Source organism: Aminobacter sp. NyZ550 (assembly GCF_025628925.2).
GTDB lineage: Bacteria > Pseudomonadota > Alphaproteobacteria > Rhizobiales > Rhizobiaceae > Aminobacter > Aminobacter ciceronei.
In genome coordinates, this window is sequence record NZ_CP114190.1 from 2124743 (window position 1) to 2146422 (window position 21680).

A 21680-nucleotide genomic window follows, 5' to 3' on the forward strand; every position below is an offset into this window, starting at 1 on the left:
GGCAGGCAATGGAATGTCTCTTGACGTTTGGCCTCAATATGGAATAAACATTTCATATACAAAAAACACGGCCCGAACATTCTGAATTTGGGCCGGCATCGGGAAGCGAGTGGCGCATCTTGCATCGCGGAGGAGCGATGGTGCCTCTCGTAGAGACGAGCCTGCGGCCGACCGCGGGCTTCCGGCACATCGGGGTGCAGCCGGGCACCATTGTTGGAGGAGAGTGAACATGAGGAAATTCCTGCTCGGCGTAGCCATGACCGCGCTGATGTCCGGCACTGCGTTTGCCGGCGATATCGGCGTCAGCATGGCCAATTCTGACACCTTCCTGACCGTCCTGCGCAAGGGTATCGAGAAGTCCGCGGCTGACGCCAGCCAGCCGGTCGTCATCGAGATCGCCGACGACGACGTCAACAAGCAGCTCAGCCAGGTCCAGAACTTCATCGCCGCCAAGGTCGACGCCATCATCGTCAATCCGGTCGACACCTCGGCCACCGGGCCGATGACCAAGCTTGCCACCGACGCCGGCATTCCGATCGTCTACGTCAACCGCGAGCCGATCGACGTCGGCGCGCTCGGTGCCAAGGGTGCTTTCGTCGGTTCGAACGAAGTCGATTCCGGCACGCTTGAGACCAAGGAAGTCTGCCGCATCCTCAAGGAAGCCGGCAAGACCGAGGCTGGCATCCTGATCATGGTCGGTGACCTCGCCAACCAGGCGGCTGTGATGCGCACCAAGGACATCCATGATGTCAACGCCGGCAGCGACTGCGGCGTCAAGCTGAACGTCATCGACGAACAGACCGCTGGCTGGGATCCGGTCAAGGCACAGGACCTGATGACCAACTGGATCGCCGCCGGCCACAAGCCGGACGCCGTCATCTCGAACAACGACAACATGGCCATCGGCGCCATCAACGCCATGAAGGCGGCCGGTTGGGACATGAAGACCGTGATCGTGGCCGGCGTCGATGCGACCCAGGAAGCGCTCGCCTACATGAAGGCCGGCGACCTCGATGTGACCGTGTTCCAGAACGCCGCCGCCCAGGGTGGCGGTGCGGTCGAAACCGCCATGAAGCTCGCCAAGGGCGAAGCCGTGACGTCGCCCGTCTGGGTGCCGTTCGAGCTGGTAACCCCGGCGAATATGGACCAGTACACCACCAAGAACTGATATGATCTGACCAATGCGCCGTCGCAAACGGCGGCGCATTTTCCCCAAGAGGACCTTGACCCGCGCAACAGTCGGGCCGGCCTGGGAGGACCAATCATGCAAAGCACCGGTAGGATGGAAGCGGCGCCTGCGGGCGGTGCCGCGGTGGATGGCGGCTATCTTCTCGAGGTCGAAAACGTTCGTAAGGAATTCCCGGGTGTCGTCGCCCTTGACAACGTCCAGCTGCGTCTGAAACGCGGCAGCGTACATGCGCTGATGGGCGAGAACGGCGCCGGCAAGTCGACGCTGATGAAGATCGTGGCCGGAATCTACACGCCCGACTCCGGCAGCTTCAAGCTGCGCGGCGAAGACATCAAGCTGCGGGGGCCGCTCGATGCGCTCGAACACGGCATCGCCATGATCCACCAGGAACTCAACCTGATGGCGCCGATGACGGTGGCCGAGAACATCTGGATCCGCCGCGAGCCGCTGACCCGGCTTGGCTTCGTCGACCATGGCGAGATGCGCCGCAAGACATCAGACCTGTTCAAGCGCCTCAACATCGACATCGATCCCGAGGTTCAGGTGGGTACGCTGACCGTCGCCAGCCGCCAGATGGTCGAGATCGCCAAGGCGGTGTCCTACGAATCCGACGTGCTGATCATGGACGAGCCGACCTCGGCGCTGACCGAGCGCGAGGTCGACCACCTGTTCACCATCATCCGTGCGCTGCGCGCCCAGGGCAAAGGCATCATCTACATCACCCACAAGATGAACGAGCTGTTCGAGATCGCCGACGAGTTCTCGGTGTTTCGCGACGGCAAGTACATCGCCACCAAGGCGTCGACCGAGGTGACCCGCGACGACATCATCCGCATGATGGTGGGGCGCGAGATCACCCAGATGTTCCCCAAGGAGGAGGTGCCGATCGGCGACGTCGTGCTGTCGGTGAAGGGGCTCACGCTGAAGGGCGTCTTCTCCGACGTTTCATTCGACGTGCGTTCAGGCGAAATCCTCGGCATTGCCGGTCTCGTCGGCTCGGGCCGCTCCAACATCGCCGAAACGATCTTCGGCGTGACGCCGTCGGACGCCGGCACCATCGAGCTGTTCGGCAAGACGGTCCGTGTCGACAGCCCGGCCACGGCTATGAAGCACGGCATGGCTTTCCTGACCGAGGACCGCAAGGAAACCGGCTGCTTCCTCTTGCTCGACATCCAGGAAAACACCCAGATGGCGGTGCTGCAGTCGGACTATGTCAAGAACGGTTTCGTGCAGCAAAAACAACTCGGCAAGGATTCGGTCGAGATCAGCGCGGCGCTGAGGGTGAAGACCCCAGACATGGCCGAGCCGATCATCAACCTGTCCGGCGGCAACCAGCAGAAGGTGCTGATCGCGCGCTGGCTTTTGACCAAGCCGAAGATCCTCATCCTCGACGAGCCGACGCGCGGCATCGATGTCGGCGCGAAGGCCGAAATCCACCGCCTGATCTCGAAGCTCGCCGGGCAGGGGGTGGCGGTGGTCATGATCTCGTCCGAGATGCCCGAGTGCCTGGGCATGAGCGACCGCATCATGGTGGTGCATGAGGGCCGCGTCACCGGCTTCCTCGACCGCGCCGAGGCCAGTCAGGTCAAGATCATGGAACTCGCGTCGCACTGACGCCAATCAGCTCAAGGGTGGAAGAACCATGTCGACGAACGAGATTGCGGGTCCCGCAAACGTCATCGGAAGCAAGAAGCGCCTGCCGCCGGAGGTGTCCATCCTCGGCGTGTTGATCGGTATCGCCATCGTCTTCGAGATTCTTGGCTGGATCTTCGTCGGCGACAGCTTCCTCGCCAACAAGCAGCGCCTGTCGATCATCATCCTGCAGGTGTCGGTGATCGGCATCATCGCGGTCGGAGTGACCCAGGTCATCATCACCGCCGGCGTCGACCTGTCGTCGGGCTCGGTCGTCGGTCTCGCCGCCATGGTCGCGGCGAGCCTGGCGCAGACATCGGCCAATCCGCGCGCCGTCTATCCCGCGCTGACCGACATGTCGCCGATCTGGGCGATCCTCGCCGGCCTCGGCGTCGGCCTTCTCGCCGGCATCGTCAACGGCTCCCTGGTAGCACGGACCAAGATACCGCCCTTCATCGCCACGCTCGGCATGATGGTGTCGGCGCGCGGCCTCGCCAAATGGTATACGCTCGGCCAGCCGGTGGCGCTGCTCGACGACAGCTTCACCTGGTTTGGCAAGAGCTTCAACATCCTCGGCTTTCCGCTGCCGCTGCCGGTCATCATCTTCCTCTTGGTTGCCGTCATCTGCCACATCGCGCTGACCTACACACGCTACGGCAAGTTCACCTATGCCATCGGCGCCAACCCGCAGGCGGCACGCGTTTCGGGCATCAATATCGGCGGCCACCTGATCAAGGTCTATGCCATTGCCGGTCTGCTGTCGGGACTGGCCGGCGTGATGACCGCGGCCCGCGCCGCCTCAGGCCAGCCGGGCATGGGCGTGGCCTATGAACTCGACGCCATCGCTGCTGCGGTCATCGGCGGCACCTCGCTCTCGGGCGGCGTCGGCCGCATCACCGGCACTGTGATCGGCACGATCATCCTCGGCGTGCTGACTTCGGGCTTCACCTTCCTCAAGGTCGGCGCCTACTATCAGGAAATCATCAAGGGCATCATCATCGTTGCGGCCGTGATCATCGACCAGCATCGCCAGAACAAGCGCAAGAAGGCGTAAAGAGTGCTTTGGACATGATCTTATCCGAAAACCGGTTTCCACTTTTCGGGATCATGTCAGAATCAGGCCGCCCGGCTTCCCGTCGGCGGGCGGCCCCTCCCCAAAGATCAAGATTGCAGCCCGGACGGCGCGGGCCAAGGAAATGAGGTTGTCATGACAGTTCGGTTCGGTGTCCTCGGCGCAGGCCGCATCGGCAAGGTCCACGCCAAGGCCGTGGCCTCCAACCCGCAGGCCAAGCTCGTTGCGGTGGCCGATGCCTTCGAAAAGGCGGCCAACGACCTCGCCGAGGCCTACGGCTGCGACGTACGTACGATCGAACAGATCGAGGAAGCGGCCGACATCGACGCGGTGGTGATCTGCACGCCGACCGACACCCATGCCGACCTGATCGAGCGCTTCGTGCTCGCCGGCAAGGCGGTGTTCTGCGAAAAGCCAATCGACCTCGACGCCAAGCGTGTCGAAAAGTGCCTTGCCGTGGTCGAGAAGGCCGGCGGCACGCTGATGGTCGGTTTCAACAGGCGTTTCGACCCGCATTTCGCCGCTGTGCGCAAGGCGATCGACGACGGCGCCATCGGCAAGGTCGAGCAGGTGGTGATCACCTCGCGCGATCCCGGCGCGCCGCCGGCCGAATACATCACGCGTTCGGGCGGCATCTTCCGCGACATGACCATCCACGACTTCGACATGGCCCGCTTCCTGCTCGGTGCCGAACCGGTGGCGGTGACGGCAACCGCCTCGGTGCTGGTCGACAAGAAGATCGGCGAGCTCGGTGATTTCGACAGCGTCAGTGTCATTCTGGAGACCGCGACCGGCCAGCAATGCGTCATCACCAATTCGCGTCGCGCAACCTATGGCTATGACCAGCGCATCGAGGTGCATGGTTCGGATGGCATGGTGGCGGCGGAGAACCAGCGCGCCGTTTCAATCGAGGTCGCCAACGGCAAGGGCTATACTCGCCCGCCGCTGCACGACTTCTTCATGACCCGCTACACCGAAGCCTATGCCGCCGAGATCGCCGCCTTCGTCGCTTCGGTGACCAAGGGTGCCAGGATCTCGCCCGACGGCAAGGACGGCCTGATGGCGCTGAAGCTGGCCGATGCGGCGCTGAAGTCGGCCAAGGACGGCAAGACCGTACGGCTCTAAGCCAACGGGCGGACAGTCGCCTCGGGGCAATTGGCCTCGGGGCGCACAGCCACAATCTGTTGATGGAATAAAAATTCCTGATGACAGACAATTGGAATTGAAATTGCATTGTGTGGCCTGCTAACTGATCTCAGGGCAGGCCGGCGCGGCGGAGCGACCGGGAGGACAAAATGACCGACCCCAAGAACCAGCCTACACTCGACGTCATCACCATCGGGCGCGCCTCGGTCGATCTCTACGGCCAGCAGACCGGATCGCGGCTGGAGGACGTGGCGTCCTTTGCCAAGTCTGTCGGCGGCTGCCCCGCCAACATCGCCATCGGCACGGCGCGGCTCGGGCTGCGCTCGGCGCTTTTGACCCGCGTCGGCGATGAGCATATGGGCCGCTACATCCGCGAGCAGATGCTGCGCGAGGGTGTATCAGACGGCGGCATCGTCACCGACAAGGAGCGGCTGACGGCGCTGGTGCTTCTTTCGGTCGAGAACGACAAGACGTTTCCGCTGATCTTTTATCGCGAAAACTGCGCCGACATGGCGTTGTCGGAAGCCGACATCGCCCCCGATTTCATCAAGTCGGCGCGGGCGATCGTCGTCACGGGCACGCATTTCTCGCGGCCCAACACCGATGCCGCCCAGCGCAAGGCGATGAAGCTGATCAAGGAAAGCGGCGGCAAGGTGGTGTTCGACATCGACTACCGCCCGAACCTCTGGGGCCTTGCCGGCCACGCCGCCGGTGAAAGCCGCTACATCGCGTCCGACAAGGTGTCGAACCATATCAAGGGTGTGCTGGGCGACTGCGACCTGATCGTCGGCACTGAGGAAGAGGTGATGATCGCGTCGGGCGAAAGCGAGCTGCTCGCCGCGCTGAAGACCATCCGTTCGCTGTCCAGCGCGACGATCGTGCTGAAGCGCGGGCCGATGGGCTGCATCGTCTATGGCGGGGCGATCTCGGACGATCTCGAGGCTGGCATCGTCGGCAAGGGGTTTCCGATCGAGGTCTACAATGTGCTGGGTGCGGGCGATGCCTTCATGTCCGGTTTCCTGCGTGGCTGGCTGGGCGGCGAGAGCCTGGCGACATCGGCGACCTGGGCCAATGCCTGTGGCGCCTTCGCCGTGTCGCGTCTGCTCTGCTCGCCGGAGATCCCGACCTTCGACGAGCTGCAATTCTTCCTCAGGAACGGCAGCAAGGAACGCGCGCTGCGCAAGGACGAGGCGATCAACCACGTGCATTGGGCAACCACGCGCCGGCATGAGATCCCGTCAATGATGGCGCTCGCCTGCGACCACCGCATCCAGCTGGAAGACATCGCCGCTCGCACGGGTGCGGATGCTCAGCGTGTCCGCGACTTCAAGGTGCTGGCTGTGCAAGCGGCGGCCAAGGTTGCCGATGGCCGCGACGGCTACGGCATGTTGATCGACGAGAAGTTTGGTCGCGATGCGATGTTCGAATTCGCCCGCCATCCCTTCTCCTGGCTGGGACGGCCGGTGGAGCTGCCGGGGTCGCGACCGCTGCGTTTCGAATTCTCGCAGGACATCGGCTCGCAGCTGGTGGAGTGGCCGGTCGAGCACTGCATCAAGTGCCTGTGCTTCTACCATCCCGACGATTCCGCTGAGCTCAAGGCCGAGCAGCAGCAGAAGCTGCGCACCCTGTTCGAGGCCGCGCGAAAGGTCGGCCGTGAGCTGTTGATCGAAATCATCGCCGGCAAGCACGGCAAGCTCGACGAGAACACCATTCCGCGCGCTCTGGAAGAACTCTACGCGCTCGGCATCAAGCCCGACTGGTGGAAGCTCGAGCCGCAGGCTTCGGCCGCCGCGTGGCAGAAGATCGAGGCGGTCATCACCACCAACGATCCCTACTGCCGTGGCGTGGTGCTGCTTGGGCTCGAGGCACCGCTGGCCGAGCTCGAAGTGGCCTTCGCCGCGACGTCTGACGCATCCGTTGTCAAGGGGTTCGCCGTCGGGCGCAGCATCTTTGCCCACGCGGCGGAAGAGTGGATGGCCGGCCGCATGGATGACCAGGCGGCAGTCGACGACATGGCCCAGCGTTTCGAGCAGCTGACCAAGGCATGGCTTGCCGCGCGCGGTCGTCGGGCGGCATAAACAGACAGCTGAGGCGAGGTCGGCATCTCAGGATGCGCCGCTGAAGCGGGAGGAGAAGACGATGACCAAGACCGTTCGCCTGACCATGGCGCAGGCGCTGACGCGCTATCTCACACGGCAGATGACCGTGATCGACGGCAAGATGGTGCCTTTGTTCGGTGGCGTGTGGGCGATCTTCGGCCACGGCAACGTCGCCGGTCTCGGCGAAGCGCTCTACCAGGTGCGCGAGGAACTGCCGACCTATCGCGCCCACAACGAGCAGGCGATGGCGCATGCGGCGATCGCCTTTGCCAAGACCAACTTTCGGCGGCGCGTGATGGCGGCGACGAGCTCCATCGGCCCGGGCGCGGTCAACATGGTGACGGCGGCGGCACTCGCCCATGTCAACCGCCTGCCGGTTTTGCTTCTGCCCGGCGACGTCTTTGCCAACCGCGTGCCCGACCCGGTTCTGCAGCAGGTCGAGGATTTCGGCGATGGCACGGTATCCGCCAATGACTGCTTCCGTCCGGTGTCGCGCTATTTCGACCGCATCACCCGTCCAGAGCAGATCATCCCGGCGCTGGCGCGCGCCATGCAGGTGCTGACCGATCCGGCCGAGTGCGGGCCGGTGACGCTGTCGCTCTGCCAGGACGTTCAGGCCGAGGCCTATGACTATCCCGAGAGCTTTTTTGCCGAGCGCGTGTGGACGCCACGCCGGCCGCGTCCGGACCGCGACGAACTGGCTGTCGCTGCCGAGGTGCTTCAAGCGGCGAAGAAGCCGCTGATCGTCGCCGGTGGCGGCGTGCTCTATTCCGGTGCTTCGGAAGAACTCGACCGCTTCGTCCAGGCGACCGGCATCCCGGTCTGTGAGACGCAAGGCGGCAAGTCGGCGCTATCAGACGAGCATGGGCTGAACATGGCGGCGGTCGGCGTCACCGGCACAGCGGCGGCCAATCGGCTTGCCGAGGAGGCGGACGTCGTTCTGGCCGTAGGCACGCGGCTGCAGGACTTTACCACCGGCTCATGGGCGCTGTTCAAGAACGCGGGCAAGACCATCATCGGGCTCAACGTCCAGCCCTTCGACGCGGGCAAACACATGGCCCTGCCGCTGGTGGCGGATGCCAGGGAAGGTCTCATGGAGCTCGGCGCCGCCGTCGCCGGCTACAAGGCGCCTGTGACCTGGACAGAGGACGCCAAGTCAGGCAAGGCCGAGTGGCGCAAGGCAGCCGCCAAGGTGACGGCGGCGACCAATGCCGCATTGCCTTCAGACGCTCAGGTGATCGGCGCCGTGCAGCGCACGCTGGGCAGCGATGTCATCGTGCTGCATGCGGCTGGCGGCCTGCCGGGCGAGATGCACAAGCTGTGGCAGGCGGGCGAACCCGGCTCTTACCATTCCGAATACGGCTTCTCCTGCATGGGCTACGAGATTGCGGGCGGCCTGGGCGCCAAGATGGCGCGGCCTGACAAGGAGGTCGTCATCATGATCGGCGACGGCTCCTATCTGATGCTGAACTCCGAGATTGCGACGTCTGTCATGCTGGGTCTCAAGCTCACCATCGTGCTGCTCGACAACAGGGGCTATGGCTGCATCAACCGGCTGCAGATGGCCACTGGCGGCGCCAACTTCAACAACCTCTTGCGCGACTCCAAGCATGAGATATTGCCTGATATCGACTTCGTCGCGCATGCGAAAAGCCTGGGCGCCAATGCGGAGAAGGCAGCGTCGATTGCCGACCTGGAGGCCGCGCTCGACCGCGCCCGCAAGAGCGACAGAACCACGATTGTGTTGATCGACACAGACCCGCTGATCTCGACCGGCGAGGGGGGGCACTGGTGGGACGTTGCCGTGCCCGAGGTGAGCGCACGCGCCGAGGTCAATGCCGCGCGTAAGGGCTATGAGGAAAAACTGAAGCTGCAGCGGGTGGGGGATTGAGGGGTTGTGATGTTGGCGCTGATGGTAGCGAATTGAGGCTGTCTTTTGCGACGGCAGAGAATGACACTGGAGAACTGAAGTGAAAGCCAAACTGGGCATGTCCCCCATCGCGTGGTGGAACGACGACCTTCCGGAACTGAGCGATGACGTGTCGCTGGAGGAATGCTTGGCGCAATCGCGCTCGGCTGGATTTACCGGCATGGAGCAGGGACGCCGGTTTCCGAGCACGCCTGAGGAGATGCTGCCGATCCTGAAGAAGGCGGACGTGACTTTGTGCGGCGGCTGGTTCTCGGGCACGCTCGTCAACGACGACCTCGCCGCCAACAAGGATCGCATCCAGCCGATGATCGAACTGTTCAAGGCGGTCGATGCCCCCTGCATCGTCTATGGCGAGGTCGGCCGCTCGATCCAGGGAGACCGCTCGAAGCCGCTGGCAACCAAGGCTGTACTCTCCGACGACGAGATGAAGGCCTATGCCCGAAAGCTGACCGCATTCGGCGAGTGGTGCGCCGAGCAGGGCATGCCTCTGTCCTATCACCACCACATGGCTGCGGTGGTGCAGTTCGAACACGAGCTCGATGCCTTCATGAAGCAGTCGGGCGAGGGCATCCCGCTCCTGCTCGATGCCGGCCATCTCGCCTTTGCCGGTGGCGACGTGTTGCGTGCCATCGACAGCCACCACAAGCGCATCAGCCACGTCCATGTAAAGGACGTGCGTCTGGACGTCATCAAGGCGCTCGACTGGACCAGGCAGTCCTTCCTCGACGCGGTGGCCCTGGGCGCTTTCACCGTGCCGGGCGACGGCTCGCTCGATTTCGGTGCGATCGTGCAGAAGTTCGCCGACCATGGCTATGAGGGCTGGTTCGTCGTCGAGGCAGAGCAGGACCCGAAGAAGAGCCCGCCGCTGAAGATGGCTCAGGTCGGTCATGCCGAGTTGATGCGGGTGATGACTGCGGCGGGCTACACGGTGGAAACACAGGGCTTTCCCGCCGCATGACCCCGAAAGTCGGCGTCGATTTGTCGGGATGGCTGCCTCCATCACGGCGTCCTTTGCGGGGCTCCGACGCGCGGCGCGTAGTGCTTGAGCGTCGCGCGGGGGCCGGTTACCATCCGCAGAAATTGATCGGCGAGGCAACACGCAATTGATGAACGACCAGAACCATCCGTTCCTTCGCCCGTTGTGGAGGCGCATAGCGCTGGTCGGCTTCTGCGCCGCCTGGTCGATCTTCGAGTTTGCCACCGGATCCGCATTCTGGGGCACGCTCGCGGGCGGCATGGCTGCGCTCGGTGCCTACCAGTTCCTCATCGCCTACAAGCCTGGCGACGACGCCGCCACCGACAAGGAGTGACGAGATGTCGAGACTGCTGATCAAGCCGAAGCACGGCACCGGGCGCGTCACGCACGTCACGCCTGAATCCGCCGGCTGGACTTATGTCGGTTTCGACCTGCACAAGCTGGAACCCGGCGATACCTTCGGCGACTGGACGGCCGACCGCGAAACCTGCCTGGTGCTGGTTTCGGGAAAGGCGCATGTGCGGGTCGGCGAGGACGATCTCGGCATGCTCGGCGAGCGCATGTCGCCCTTCGAAGGCAAGCCCTGGTCGGTCTATGTGCCGGCTGGCGGCGACTGGTCGGTCAGGGCCGACACGAATGTCGAGCTCGCCGTCTGCACGGCTCCCGGCCTCGGCGGAAACCTGCCGGTACGGGTGATAGGTCCCGACGACGTCAAGCAGGAAACGCGCGGCAAGGGCACCAACACACGCTACGTCACCAACATTCTGCCCGAAGGCGATCCGGCGGATTCGCTGTTGGTGGTCGAGGTCATCACACCAGGCGGCCACACCTCGAGCTATCCGCCGCACAAGCACGACGAGGACAATCTTCCCGCTGAATCACTGCTGGAGGAGACCTATTACCATCGGCTCAACCCGCCGCAGGGTTTTGCCTTCCAGCGCGTCTACACCGAGTTCAACGATGCCGGGCATCGCGAGATCGACGAGGCGATGGCAGTGGAGGATGGTGACGTGACGCTGGTGCCCAAGGGCTATCACCCTTGCGCTGCCTGCCACGGCTACGACCTCTATTATCTCAATGTCATGGCGGGGCCGAAGCGGACCTGGAAGTTCCACAACGCCAAAGAGCACGAGTGGCTTCTGAAGGCCTGAGGCGTCAGAAAGCCCAATATATTCCAGGAGCGAGGACGAAACGATGGCACGCAACAGGCCAACGGTCGCGGATCTGCGCGCGTTGAAAGGCAAGAGGCAACTGTCGAAGCTGCGGGTGACGTCGCTGGAGGAGGCGGAGGCGGCCGAGCGCGCCGGCATCGACCTGTTGTCCGTCACCTATGCGCTGATGCTCGACCCGCGCTTCCGCGATGCAGCACCTACCTGCTTTGCCGTTCCGGGCGACGAGTACGGCATGATGGGGGCGACATCTGACGAAATCCTGCGCACGGCGGTGAAGCTCAAGGCAGCGAGCGCCGATGCGGTCTACTGCTCGGCGAGCGCCGGGACCATCCGCCGGCTGGCGGACGAACATATCCCGGTCTGCGGCCATGTCGGGCTGATCCCGACGCATTCGACCTGGACGGGTGGCTTCAGGGCCGTCGGCAAGACGGCTGAGATGGCGGCGCTGGTGTGGAAGCAGGTCAAGGATCTCGAGCACGCCGGCGCCTTCGCTGCCGAGATCGAGGTGGTGCCGGCCGAGGTGGCGAGCGCGATCTCGAGGCGGACCTCGCTTGTGCTGATCTCGATGGGCGCGGGTGCGGGGTGCGATGCGCAATATCTGTTTGCCGAGGACGTGCTCGGGCTCAATCGCGGCCATTATCCGCGCCACGCCAAGGTGTATCGCAACCTGGCCGTGGAATATGACCGCATCCAGCAGGAGCGGATCGCGGCGTTCTGGGAATACGCCGGCGACATTTCCAGCGGTGTCTATCCGGCGGCAAGCCATATGGTCGGCATCGACGCCGACGAGTTGCGCAAGGTCGAGGATTTTCTGAGCGGGCAGGCCTAGACCTGCCCGCTCCGGAATTCGGTTCGCATACCGGCGTCTAAAGCGCCGTACTCAGAACGCGCGTCACCGACTTCCGATCGGGGTTGAGCATGATGTAGCTCGGCCTGGGTTCAAGTCTCAGCCGCTTGAGCATGATCCTGGTCTTGGCCAGCAGCGTGTCGTCGCGCGAGGCGGCTTCAAGCTTGTGCTCCAATGCTTCCAACGTTTCGATGGCGTTCTCGATGCGGTCGAGTGCTGCGAGGCTCTTGGCGAGCGAGAATTCGGCGCCGGCGAAATCGGGTGAGAGCGACAGCACCTTGCGGAAGGCTTCCGCCGCTTCGATGTGCCGGGACAGCGCCTGCAGCTCCATGCCAAGCCTGAGCCAGGCCTTGGCCGATGTCGGCACCGAATTGGCGAGCGTCTGGTAGTGGACCAGCGCCTCGCGGTGTTCGCCCTTGGCCGACAAAAGCTGGCCGATGCCGTAGAGCGCGCGGGAATAAGTGGCGTCGGTGGCGAGGATCTGGCGGTATCCGTTTTCCGCCCGTTCCAGCTGCCCCTGCTGATGCAAACGCGTGACCTCGGCGAAGATGCCGTTGAGCGACCGGGTATCGAGGCGATCACCGTTGTTGCGTCCGCTCTTTGTGTAGATCTGGGCGCAGTTGATCTTGCTCTCGGTCACACCGAAGGCGAATTTGTAGGGCTCGTCGCCGCGCAAGAAATCATAGGTGGTGAGGCCGTTCTCGATCGCCAGCTTGATGCAGTGGCCGTGCAGGATCAGGCCGGTGGGGACGGAGGTGACGGCCTCGTCTCGGCCGGCCATGAAAAACAGCAACGCCTTCTTGACCGGATCGACGAAGATGGCGAGCCCACCCAGCGGCCGGTCGCCCTGCCACAGGACCGGCAGGTAAAGCGTGCCGTTTCGGAAACTGTCCCGTAGCACGCGGCGATTGTTGTGCAGGATGGCGGCGAGCCGGTCGCCCTTGCGGGCGCCCCATTTTATCCGCCAAAGGTCGAGCAGCGTGTCGATGTCGCGCTCATAGGTGTCGGCATCGGCGCGGGTGATGCGCAATTCCCCCGCATCGACCTTGCGCAGGAAGCGCCGCAGCTTCTGCCTGGTGTTCGTGCTGAGCACATTGTCGAGATAGCCGTCGAATGTGTCGGGCAAGGCGGCCGCGAAGCAGCGGCAGTTGTCGACATTGTCGGCGGCATTGACGCGGCTGAACTCGCGCATGGCAAAGATGTCGCGCGAGAACTGGCCGATGAAGGCAAAGACGCGCTCGCGCGACATGCGCAGGTTTTCGAGATTGAGCCGCGCCCAGCCCATCTGGGCAACGTGGCGGCCGAAGGCCTTCAACGCCATTTCGGCATGGACGGGATCACAGATGGCGCCGGTGTAGTCGGCGGCATTGTTGCCGGCCATGCTGATCTCGTTGAAGAATAGTCCGGTCTTGCCGCTCATGCGGGTGCGCATACGCAACGGCATGAGCGCGACATAGGGCGATCCCGGGTTGCCGAGGCGAGCGGCAAGCACGAACCAGGCGCCCTTGTAGAAACGCATGTAGGGCACCAGCCAGGCCCAGGAGACGAAGAACTGCGCCTCCGGATCGGCCTTGTACAGGCGCTCCCAGTCCTGCCGCATCTTGGCCAGCGTTTCAACATCGGTAATGACGTCGACCTGCATCTCTGTCCCCCTCGATGACATGGTTTCCCCTTCGCTCAACGTTCCATGAAGGCGCGCGACATGCTGTCGGCAATCGGCTTGGTCAGATAGCGGAAGAATGTCCGCTCCTCGGTCTGGACCAGCACCTCGGCGGGCATGCCGGGCGTCGGCGAGAAGCCATGGACGCGCGAGATCTGGTCCGCCGACAGGCTGACGCGAGCGACATAGACTTCGCGTGCGACCGGACCCGACGTGTCCGGCAGCGCGTCGGCGGAGACATAGATCACCTGGCCGTCGAGCACCGGCGTGGTGCGCCGGTTGAGCGCGGTAAGCTGTACCGTGGCCTTCTGGCCGACACGGACACTGTCGATGTCGGTGCGGGAGATCAGCGCCTCGATCACCAGCGGCACGTCCGACGGCAGGATCTCGACGATCGGCTTGCCGCTTTCGATGACGCCGCCCGATGTGTGGTAATACATGCGCACGATGGTGCCGGCGACCGGTGCGTTGATGGTGACGCGGCTGAGGATGCTCTTCGCCTGGCGAAGCTGCTCGCGGATGGTATCGAGGTCGCCCTCCAGGTTCTGCAATTGCTCGAGCGCGGCCTGCTTGTAGGCTTCTTCTGCCTGCTTGATCTGCTGGTCGAGCCTGATGACCTCGGCGCCGATCTCGGAAACCTGGGCGGCGAGGCGGCCGATCTGCCCCTCGGCATCGGCCATGGCGCGCTGGATCGCCTTGATTTCGGTGGCCCGCAACAGCCCCTTGTCGAGCAGCGACTTCTTGCCGGCATATTCTTCCTTCATCAGCGCCAATTGCCGGCGCACAGCGCCCAGTTGTTCTTCGTAGCCGCCCGAGCGAAAAACAAAGGCGGCGATGTTCTGCTTGAGCAGGCCGATCTCGCTTTGCAACTTGCTGCGTGCGGCGTCAAAGGTCAGTTGTTGACCGTCGACGATCGGCTTGATCTCGGGGTCATCGAGGTTGTCGGTGACGCTCTTTGGAAACGAGATGTTCACCGCTCCACTGATCTCGGCATTCAGCCGCGCAGCGATGGCATCAAGGCGAACCTGGCGCAGGAAGAGCTGACGCTCGCTGGCTTCGGCTGCCGTTTCATCGAGGCGGACGAGAGGCTGGTCGTAGGTGACGACATCACCTTCGCTAACCAGCAGTTCCTTGATGATGCCGCCTTCCAGATGCTGGACGATCTTGTTCTGGCCGGCGGCGACGAACGAACCCTGCGCGATGATGGCGGCGGCGAGCGGCGCCGTGAAAGCCCAGGTGCCGAAGCCGCCAAAAGTGAGTGCTATGAGCAGGAGGCCGATCTTGGTCTGCTTGCCGATCGAGCGCGGCACGTCGGCGTACCATTCGAGGTCGTGGACCTTGACGATTGCCGTATCGCTCATGACTTTGTCCCCTTACGGAATCTGATGGCCGAACGAGCCGCCCTCGATGCTCAACCCGCGCTGGGCAAGTGCCTGGAGCACGTCCTGTCGCTTGCCGAACAGGGCCACCGTGCCGTTGACCAGCAACAGAATCTTGTCGACGCTCTGCAGAAGTGCCGGACGCTGCGTGATGGTGATGACGGTGATCTTGTTGTCCTTGGCGTGCTGCAGTGCACGGGCAAGTGCCACGTCGCCGGCGGCGTCGAGGTTGGAGTTCGGCTCGTCCAGCACGACCATGCGCGGGTTGCCGAAGAAGGCGCGGGCGAGCGCGATACGCTGCTTCTGGCCACCGGAAAGCGGTGCGCCGTCGGCTGCGACGAAGGTCTCGTAGCCATGCGGCAAGGTGGCGATCATCTCGTGGACGTCGGCGAGCATGGCCGCCTGGTAGATATCGGCGTCGCTGGCATCCTCGCGCATGCGGGCAATGTTGGCCTTGATCGTGGCAGGGAACAGCTGAACGTCCTGCGGCAGATAGCCGATGTTTTCGCCGAACTGGCGCTGATCCCAGTTCCGCAAATCCATCAGGTCGAGACGCACGTTGCCTGACGTCGGCAGGATAGAACCGACGAGCATCTTGCCGAGCGTGGTCTTGCCTGCGCCCGAATTGCCGATGATCGCAAGGGAGTCGCCCGGGGCCAGGGCAAAGGTGATGCCGTTGAGCACGACCCGCTTGGTGCCCTGTGGCACGAACAGCAGGCGTTCGACGTCGAGGCGGCCTTCTGGCCGCGGCAGGTTCAGCCGTTCGAAATTGAGCGGCGACGTCTGCAGCAGGCTGGCGATGCGGCCATAGGCGGCGCGCGATTGTACGACCTGGTTCCAGCCTTCGATGGCACCCTCGATCGGGCCGAGAGCGCGGCCGGCGATGATCGACGCGGCGATGACCATGCCGCCGCTGAGATGGCCATCCAGGGCGAGATGCGCACCCCAGCCGAGCATTGCGACTTGCGTCAGCAACCGCACTGCCTTGGATGTTGCGGCGAAGGCGATGTTGCGGTCCTGTGCGAGGACTTGCGCCCTGAGCGAGCCGGCCGTGTCCTTGCCCCAGATGCGCACGGCCTCCGGGATCATGGCGAGCGCGTTGATGATCTGCGAATTCCGCGACATCGAGTCGAGATGCAGGTTGGCCTTGCTCTGGAACGAATTGGCTTCGCTGAAGGAGGCAGCCGTCGAGCGCTGGTTGATGATGGTGATCACGAGCAGCAGCAACGCCGATGTGACGACGATGAAGCCGAGATGCGGATGCACAAGAAACACGGCAAGCACGAACAATGGGGCAAGCGGGGCATCCAGCAGGGACAGCAAGGTGCCCGAAACGAGGAATGAGCGCAGTTGTCCGAGGTCGCTGAGCGTCTGGTATTCACGGCCGTTGCTGTGCAGCGCGGCGCGCGCCGCGGCACTCAGGATCGGTGCGCCGAGTTGCGCGGCCACCTCGACGGCGGTCCGCATCAGGATGAAACGACGGATCGCGTCGAACATCGCCTGAAGGATCACGGCGCCGACGATCACGATCGTCAGCATGACCAGAGTGTCAACCGAGCGGCTGGTCAGCACGCGATCGGAGATCTGGAACAGATAGAGCGGGATTGCGAGCACGAGCACGTTGCTGGCCAGAGTGAACAACATGACGATCAGCAGGTTGCGCTTGACGACGTTGAGGCCGGTCTTCAGCGAAGCGGAGAAGTCGATCGGGCCAAGGCGCTTGTGGAAGACGCCACCACCGCCGCCACCGCCGCCACCGCCGCCACCGCCGCTGTCGATGTCGCCGCCGTTCGGGCCTTTGGCTTCAGGCAGTTTTTCCTTCGGCTTGATCGGGCCGTTGTCGGCGTCGATCACCTTGCCAACCGGCATCGACGTATCTTTCATTTCAGTCTTTGCCGGTCCCTGCGGCTCACTTACCCGCAAGTCGGGGCGAGGGGGAGCCGATGCCGCCGTGGTTGCCGGTTGCGGCGCCTCTTTGGATTCAGGCCTGGCCTGAGGAGCAACTGCCTGGGGCTGGGGCGCGGCAATGGGCTCCTCCGGAGCCGCACGCTGAGCCTGATGCGGCGGCGTGCCGGGCGCTGTTTCGGCGGGGGCAGACGCTGGGGGGCGTTGAGCCGTAGCGCTCCGCTCCGGAGGAGGTATGATCGAGGGCTCTGATGGCCTCTGGGGTGGTTGATGCGGGTCCGCCGGCCTGGCGCTTGCCTGTGCAGCCTGCGGCGTAGGTGTCGAGGTTTCCGGTGACTTACGTTCTGCCTGAGCGGCCGGTTTGTCGCCGGCAGCGTCACGCAACTCGCCCACCACGTTGTCGATGTAGCGTTCCAGCCTGTCGAGCGCCTGCTCCTGGGGGGCTATTGCACTCGACAGCCGAGCCTGCGGCAGGGGCTTGGGCTCCGATGTCCGCGGAGGTGCCGGCGAACTGTCCTGGTTGTCGCCTTCATCAGGCAAACTATGAAAACCACTCCAGCTTTCACGGTCGTCAGTCATCTTGCGCCCCTCTCATTCGGCTCAGCCCAGCATGTGCTGCATGACGTCGGCCGATCCGGAATCTGCGGCTTGCGGTGCGATGTTGGTGCCTTGGGAAGCGTCGCCGGTGTCGTCGCCAATGCTGTCATCGAGGAAAGCCACAGCTTCACTGACAAGTGTGTCCGGGTCCTGCCCTCCCAGATCCGGCTCGCTCGACACGAGGTTGGCCTGGATCAGGATCTCATCGGAGTAGCTGTCACCGCCGACATAGATCTTGGAGTAGCCGTCGACGTCGACGATGGTGGCGTCGTTGACCAACTGGTTACCGCCGGTGGCGATCGTCCAATCCGCGTCAGGATTGGCGACCATCTCGTTCATGGCAAGCGCTACTTGGTCGCTGTCGCCCACCACGGTCGTCTGCTTGATGTATTGCAGATTGTATATGTCGCCCGAGATGTAGAGTACGCGCAGCACGCCGATGCCGGCGAAGGCGGCGTCCTGAAGAATGGACGTCGGCAGTTCCTTGTTGCCGGCAGCGAGATCAGCCGAGGCGGTGTCATAGCCGTCCGGCAGCGGCTCGCAGGTGCCTGCACCGACATTGACGATGCTCGCCTGGTTCCACAGCAGGTTTCCGCCCGTCGAGGCGGAGCCTTCGCCAGTCGTCTCGAAGCCGTCGACGGCACCGATCATGTCGTTGTCGATCAGCAAGTTGAGCTGATGGATGATGCTGGCGTCGTAGACGTTGCCACCAACTATGATGAGGTCGTAGTAGCTGCCGAGTTCGTACAGGCTGAGGCCATTGAAGGCGGTGTTGTCGCCGGTCGAAACGACCGACTGCACACCGGACGAGGAAGCGATGACAATGTCATTGTCCATGACGAACGCGTATTGCTCGATCCAGTTCATCATCAGCAGGTCGCCCGAAATTTCGGTGACCACGTAGTAAGCGGGGAAGCTGGGCGGGGCGTCGGGAGTTGCGTCGGTTTCTCCTGCCGAAGGATCGATGTGCTTGAACATCGCGATGTTGAAGCTCTCGTTCTCGCCACCTGGATCAAACGGCCAGCCGCCGATCGCCGAGCCGACGCTGTCGGCATCGCATGTGCCGTTGATCTGCACGATGGCGTTCAGCGAGTAATGGTCGCCAATCACGGCCATGACCTCTGCCGAGACCCATTCGTTGACCACGACAGCATTGTTGATGACGGTGTTGCCGCCGGTGGTGATCTCGACGCTCGGGTTCACCGTGCCGTCGCCCCAGCCGTCCATGAAGTCGCCGGAGTCCGGAGGCGTGTCGATGTCGAGCGGGCCGTCGGGGCCGCCTGCATCCTCTTCGTCGTCGTCGTCGTCCTTGAGGAAGTTGACGTAGTCCTCCATGTCCGGGACGTCGGCTTCGTCGACAAGCTGGCCATTGAAGTAGGTGCCTTCGAGTGCTTCGCCCTTCGTGGTGAAGACCTCCGCATTGCCATGGCCATCGCCACTGAATCCGGTGAGCCGCGCCTGGGCGGTCGTCACGAAGGTGGTCATCTCTTCGGTCGTGCCTGGAAGCGTCAGGTCGTCGATCGGCGACAGGTCGGCCGCGGCCTGTTGCAACTCGTCCAGCGAACTGTTGTCTAGCGCCGCCGGGGTGAACTTCAACCCGCTGCCACCGAAGCCGACATAGTCGTTGTCGGACAGCCGGATTTCCTGGTTGACGATGGCGGCCAAATCGCCCGGTGGCTCGATCTGAGGCAGGACGACGCCGCCCGACCCAACCGTATTGCCATCGGGAAGGCGGGTGAGATTGTGGAGGAACGGCCCGTCGGGGACCTCTACGTCCGGAGGGGTGAAGGCAACCTTCGACCAGACGGTGATCTGCTCGATCTCGGGCCTCAGCCCCAGATACGGCACATTGGGATCGAAATCCTTGAGGGTATGGGAGGCGTCGACCTTGATAGCGACGGTCTGCGGGTCCGGAAGCTCCTCTTCGGCCTGTTGGGTCGCCCTGAACCCGTCATAGGCCTGCTTCTGTCGCGCTTCCTCGACGTTTGTCTCGAACAGCCCGACGAAATGGGCAATCGCTTCTGAGACCTTGTCCAAGTAAACGGAATTCATCTGCCTAGCCTCCGCCCTTTGCGAACGGAACAGCAGCGCCTAGGCGCTGCCGCCGGTCACGTTTGAGGACTGCGCGGAAAACTCCGCGCAGTCCGTTTCGTTTGGCTGTTGGTCGCAAATCATTCGACCGGCGCCAGGCGATCAGGCGTTGTCGTCTTCGCCTGTCAGCGTCTCGGTGAAGTTGCCGCCGACAACGGTCATGTCGACCGTATTGCCTTGCAGGTTGGCACCCATCACGATCTGCTGGTTGAAGGCGCTGGTGTCAATGATGGCGTCGGCGCTGGCGAAGCTTTCACCAGTGACATAGCCGTCGTCGGAATTGCCCGAGCCCCAGTTGCCGCCCGCGCCACCTGCGCCACCGGCTCCACCAGTTGCTGCGCCGACCGTGCCGCCGCCGCCGCCGCCGCCAGCCCAGGCTGCGCCGCCAGTCGCATTGCCGCCAGTACCGTCAGCCCAGGCACCGCTCAGCGCGTTGCCGCCGTCGCCGTCGCCATAGGCCCATGCGCCACCGCTGGTGCTTGCGCCACCTGTTGCTGCGCCTGCGGTCGCCGAACCACCGGTCCCTGCGCCGCCACCGCCGCCGCCGCCGCCATTGCCTTCACCGGAGCCTTCGCCATAGCCTGCGCCGAAGCCGGCACCGAAGCCTGCGCTGAGTGCATCGCCGGTATCGCCCTTGGCGTCGCCGCCATTGGCGTTGGCGTCGCCACTGTCGGCGTCTGCCTTGCCGGAATCGGCGTCGCCGCCGCGGCCGGTGTCGGAGTTGGCGTTGCCGCCGTCGCCCTTGGCGTCGCCGCCTTCACCGAAGTTCAGGACCGGGATGATCGGTACGAATGCGTCGATGCCGTCGCCAGCGTCGCCCTTGGCGTCGCCGCCTTCGGTATCGTCGATGTCGCCACCGCTACCTGCGTCTGCCTTGCCGGAATCGGCATTGGCGTCGCCGCTGTCGGCCTTGGCGTTGCCGCCGTCACCCTTGGCATCGCCCGAGTCAGCTTCGCTCGCGCCAACGCCAAGTCCGGCACCCAGGCCGAGACCGAGGCCGAGACCGAGGCCGGTACCACCATCGCCGCCCCTGCCGCCGTCGCCCTTGCCGCCGTCAGCGTCGGTGTCGGCGCTGCCACCCTTGCTGTCGCCGCTGTCAGCCTTGGTGTCACCCTTGGCGTCGCCGCCCAAGGCTGCGCTGAGCGCCAGGCCACCTTCGCCCTTGCCGCCGTCGGCTTCGCCGCCCTTGGCGTTGCCACCGTCGCCGCCGTCGGCTTCGCCGCCCTTGGCATCGCCGCCGCCGCCGCCGCCGCCGTCGGCATTGATGCCTTCTTCAGCGGATGCGTGGCCGCCCTTGGCGTCGAAGTCTTGCTTGAAGTAGCCGTCGTTCTTGACGGTCGCTTCTTCAAGCTTGTCGTTGTCGACCATGTCGGCGGTCTGGGTGATGACGAATGCGTTGCTGTTGGCGCCCATCGCGCCGGTCAGCACGTCCTTGAAGCTGATGTCGTCGCCCGGATCGTAATTGACGTCGCCATCCTTGCTGAAGAGCACGTCGCCCTTGATGTCGCCGCCGGCATGGATGTCGGCGAAGTCGTTGTCTTCCTTGTAGTCGCCGAGCCGGCCTTCGAGCTCGACATCAACGTCGACGTCGACGTCGACCTTGGTCTCGGTCTTGTTCTCGTTGGTGTTCTCGTTCTTCGACTCGTTCTTGTTCTCGTTTTCGTTCTCGGACTTGTTCTCGTTCTCGTTCTTGTTTTCGGACTCGTTCTTGTTCTCGTTCTCGGACTTGTTTTCGTTCTCGTTCTCGGACTTGTTTTCGTTCTCGTTCTCGGACTTGTTTTCGTTTTCGTTCTTATTCTCGTTTTCGTTCTTGTTTTCGTTCTCGCTGTCGCCGCCCAATTCGATCTCGTTGCCGACGAATTGCAGGCCAAACGCGTTGAGATTGTTGCTGTTACGATCAGACATCGTCTTGTCCTCGGTTGGGACCGCGATCACTTGACCGTTTTCATCTTTCACACGGTCTTAGGTTCACGCGGACGGTTCAT

15 protein-coding genes are annotated in these 21680 nt (G+C 63.6%); 10 read left to right on the forward strand and 5 right to left on the reverse strand.

Translation table 11 applies throughout. The features are described from left to right. Nucleotides 1-229: 229 nt before the first annotated feature. The 10 genes from N7E70_RS10505 (at nucleotide 230) to N7E70_RS10550 (ending at nucleotide 12045) form a co-directional block, all read left to right on the forward strand. Nucleotides 230-1168 carry a substrate-binding domain-containing protein gene (locus N7E70_RS10505; RefSeq protein ID WP_067958671.1) on the forward strand — a complete coding sequence of 313 codons (939 nt, stop codon included), beginning with the start codon at nucleotides 230-232 and terminating at the stop codon, nucleotides 1166-1168. Nucleotides 1169-1261: 93 nt separating this feature from the next. Then, the gene (locus N7E70_RS10510) at nucleotides 1262-2803 is read left to right on the forward strand and encodes a sugar ABC transporter ATP-binding protein (RefSeq protein WP_442866517.1); all 1542 of its coding nucleotides are present in this window, start codon (nucleotides 1262-1264) and stop codon (nucleotides 2801-2803) included. Between the two features lie 28 nt (nucleotides 2804-2831). Next, the gene (locus tag N7E70_RS10515; protein ID WP_182575635.1) at nucleotides 2832-3875 is read left to right on the forward strand and encodes an ABC transporter permease; all 1044 of its coding nucleotides are present in this window, start codon (nucleotides 2832-2834) and stop codon (nucleotides 3873-3875) included. 153 nt (nucleotides 3876-4028) lie between these two features. Beyond that, nucleotides 4029-5018 carry an inositol 2-dehydrogenase gene (iolG, locus tag N7E70_RS10520; RefSeq protein ID WP_154386436.1) on the forward strand — a complete coding sequence of 330 codons (990 nt, stop codon included), beginning with the start codon at nucleotides 4029-4031 and terminating at the stop codon, nucleotides 5016-5018. Nucleotides 5019-5188: 170 nt separating this feature from the next. Next, nucleotides 5189-7117 carry a bifunctional 5-dehydro-2-deoxygluconokinase/5-dehydro-2-deoxyphosphogluconate aldolase gene (locus N7E70_RS10525; protein WP_263006291.1) on the forward strand — a complete coding sequence of 643 codons (1929 nt, stop codon included), beginning with the start codon at nucleotides 5189-5191 and terminating at the stop codon, nucleotides 7115-7117. A gap of 61 nt (nucleotides 7118-7178) precedes the next feature. Further along, entirely contained in the window at nucleotides 7179-9029 is a 1851-nt protein-coding gene (iolD, locus tag N7E70_RS10530) for a 3D-(3,5/4)-trihydroxycyclohexane-1,2-dione acylhydrolase (decyclizing) (RefSeq protein WP_263006292.1), read from the forward strand. A gap of 79 nt (nucleotides 9030-9108) precedes the next feature. Further along, nucleotides 9109-10026 carry a myo-inosose-2 dehydratase gene (gene iolE / locus N7E70_RS10535; protein WP_182575638.1) on the forward strand — a complete coding sequence of 306 codons (918 nt, stop codon included), beginning with the start codon at nucleotides 9109-9111 and terminating at the stop codon, nucleotides 10024-10026. A 148-nt stretch (nucleotides 10027-10174) separates the two neighbouring features. Continuing rightward, nucleotides 10175-10378, forward strand: a complete 204-nt coding sequence (locus N7E70_RS10540) for a hypothetical protein (protein ID WP_067958695.1) — start codon at nucleotides 10175-10177, stop codon at nucleotides 10376-10378. Nucleotides 10379-10382: 4 nt separating this feature from the next. After that, the gene (gene iolB / locus N7E70_RS10545) at nucleotides 10383-11195 is read left to right on the forward strand and encodes a 5-deoxy-glucuronate isomerase (protein WP_154386433.1); all 813 of its coding nucleotides are present in this window, start codon (nucleotides 10383-10385) and stop codon (nucleotides 11193-11195) included. A 43-nt stretch (nucleotides 11196-11238) separates the two neighbouring features. Continuing rightward, complete coding sequence (locus N7E70_RS10550; RefSeq protein ID WP_263006293.1) at nucleotides 11239-12045, forward strand: 3-methyl-2-oxobutanoate hydroxymethyltransferase; 807 nt, start codon at nucleotides 11239-11241, stop codon at nucleotides 12043-12045. A 37-nt stretch (nucleotides 12046-12082) separates the two neighbouring features. Here N7E70_RS10550 and N7E70_RS10555 read toward each other — a convergent pair whose 3' ends face one another. The 5 genes from N7E70_RS10555 to N7E70_RS10575 all read right to left on the reverse strand — a co-directional run bounded on the left by N7E70_RS10555 (nucleotide 12083) and on the right by N7E70_RS10575 (nucleotide 21600). Continuing rightward, complete coding sequence (locus N7E70_RS10555; protein WP_263006294.1) at nucleotides 12083-13705, reverse strand: GNAT family N-acetyltransferase; 1623 nt, start codon at nucleotides 13703-13705, stop codon at nucleotides 12083-12085. A gap of 35 nt (nucleotides 13706-13740) precedes the next feature. Continuing rightward, complete coding sequence (locus tag N7E70_RS10560) at nucleotides 13741-15084, reverse strand: HlyD family type I secretion periplasmic adaptor subunit (RefSeq protein ID WP_263006295.1); 1344 nt, start codon at nucleotides 15082-15084, stop codon at nucleotides 13741-13743. Nucleotides 15085-15096: 12 nt separating this feature from the next. Beyond that, nucleotides 15097-16986 (reverse strand): type I secretion system permease/ATPase, encoded by a 1890-nt coding sequence (locus N7E70_RS10565; protein WP_442866507.1) that lies wholly within the window; start codon nucleotides 16984-16986, stop codon nucleotides 15097-15099. A 621-nt stretch (nucleotides 16987-17607) separates the two neighbouring features. Then, the gene (locus N7E70_RS10570) at nucleotides 17608-19656 is read right to left on the reverse strand and encodes a type I secretion protein (protein ID WP_263006297.1); all 2049 of its coding nucleotides are present in this window, start codon (nucleotides 19654-19656) and stop codon (nucleotides 17608-17610) included. Nucleotides 19657-19797: 141 nt separating this feature from the next. Further along, entirely contained in the window at nucleotides 19798-21600 is a 1803-nt protein-coding gene (locus N7E70_RS10575; RefSeq protein WP_263006298.1) for a hypothetical protein, read from the reverse strand. Nucleotides 21601-21680: the final 80 nt, after the last annotated feature.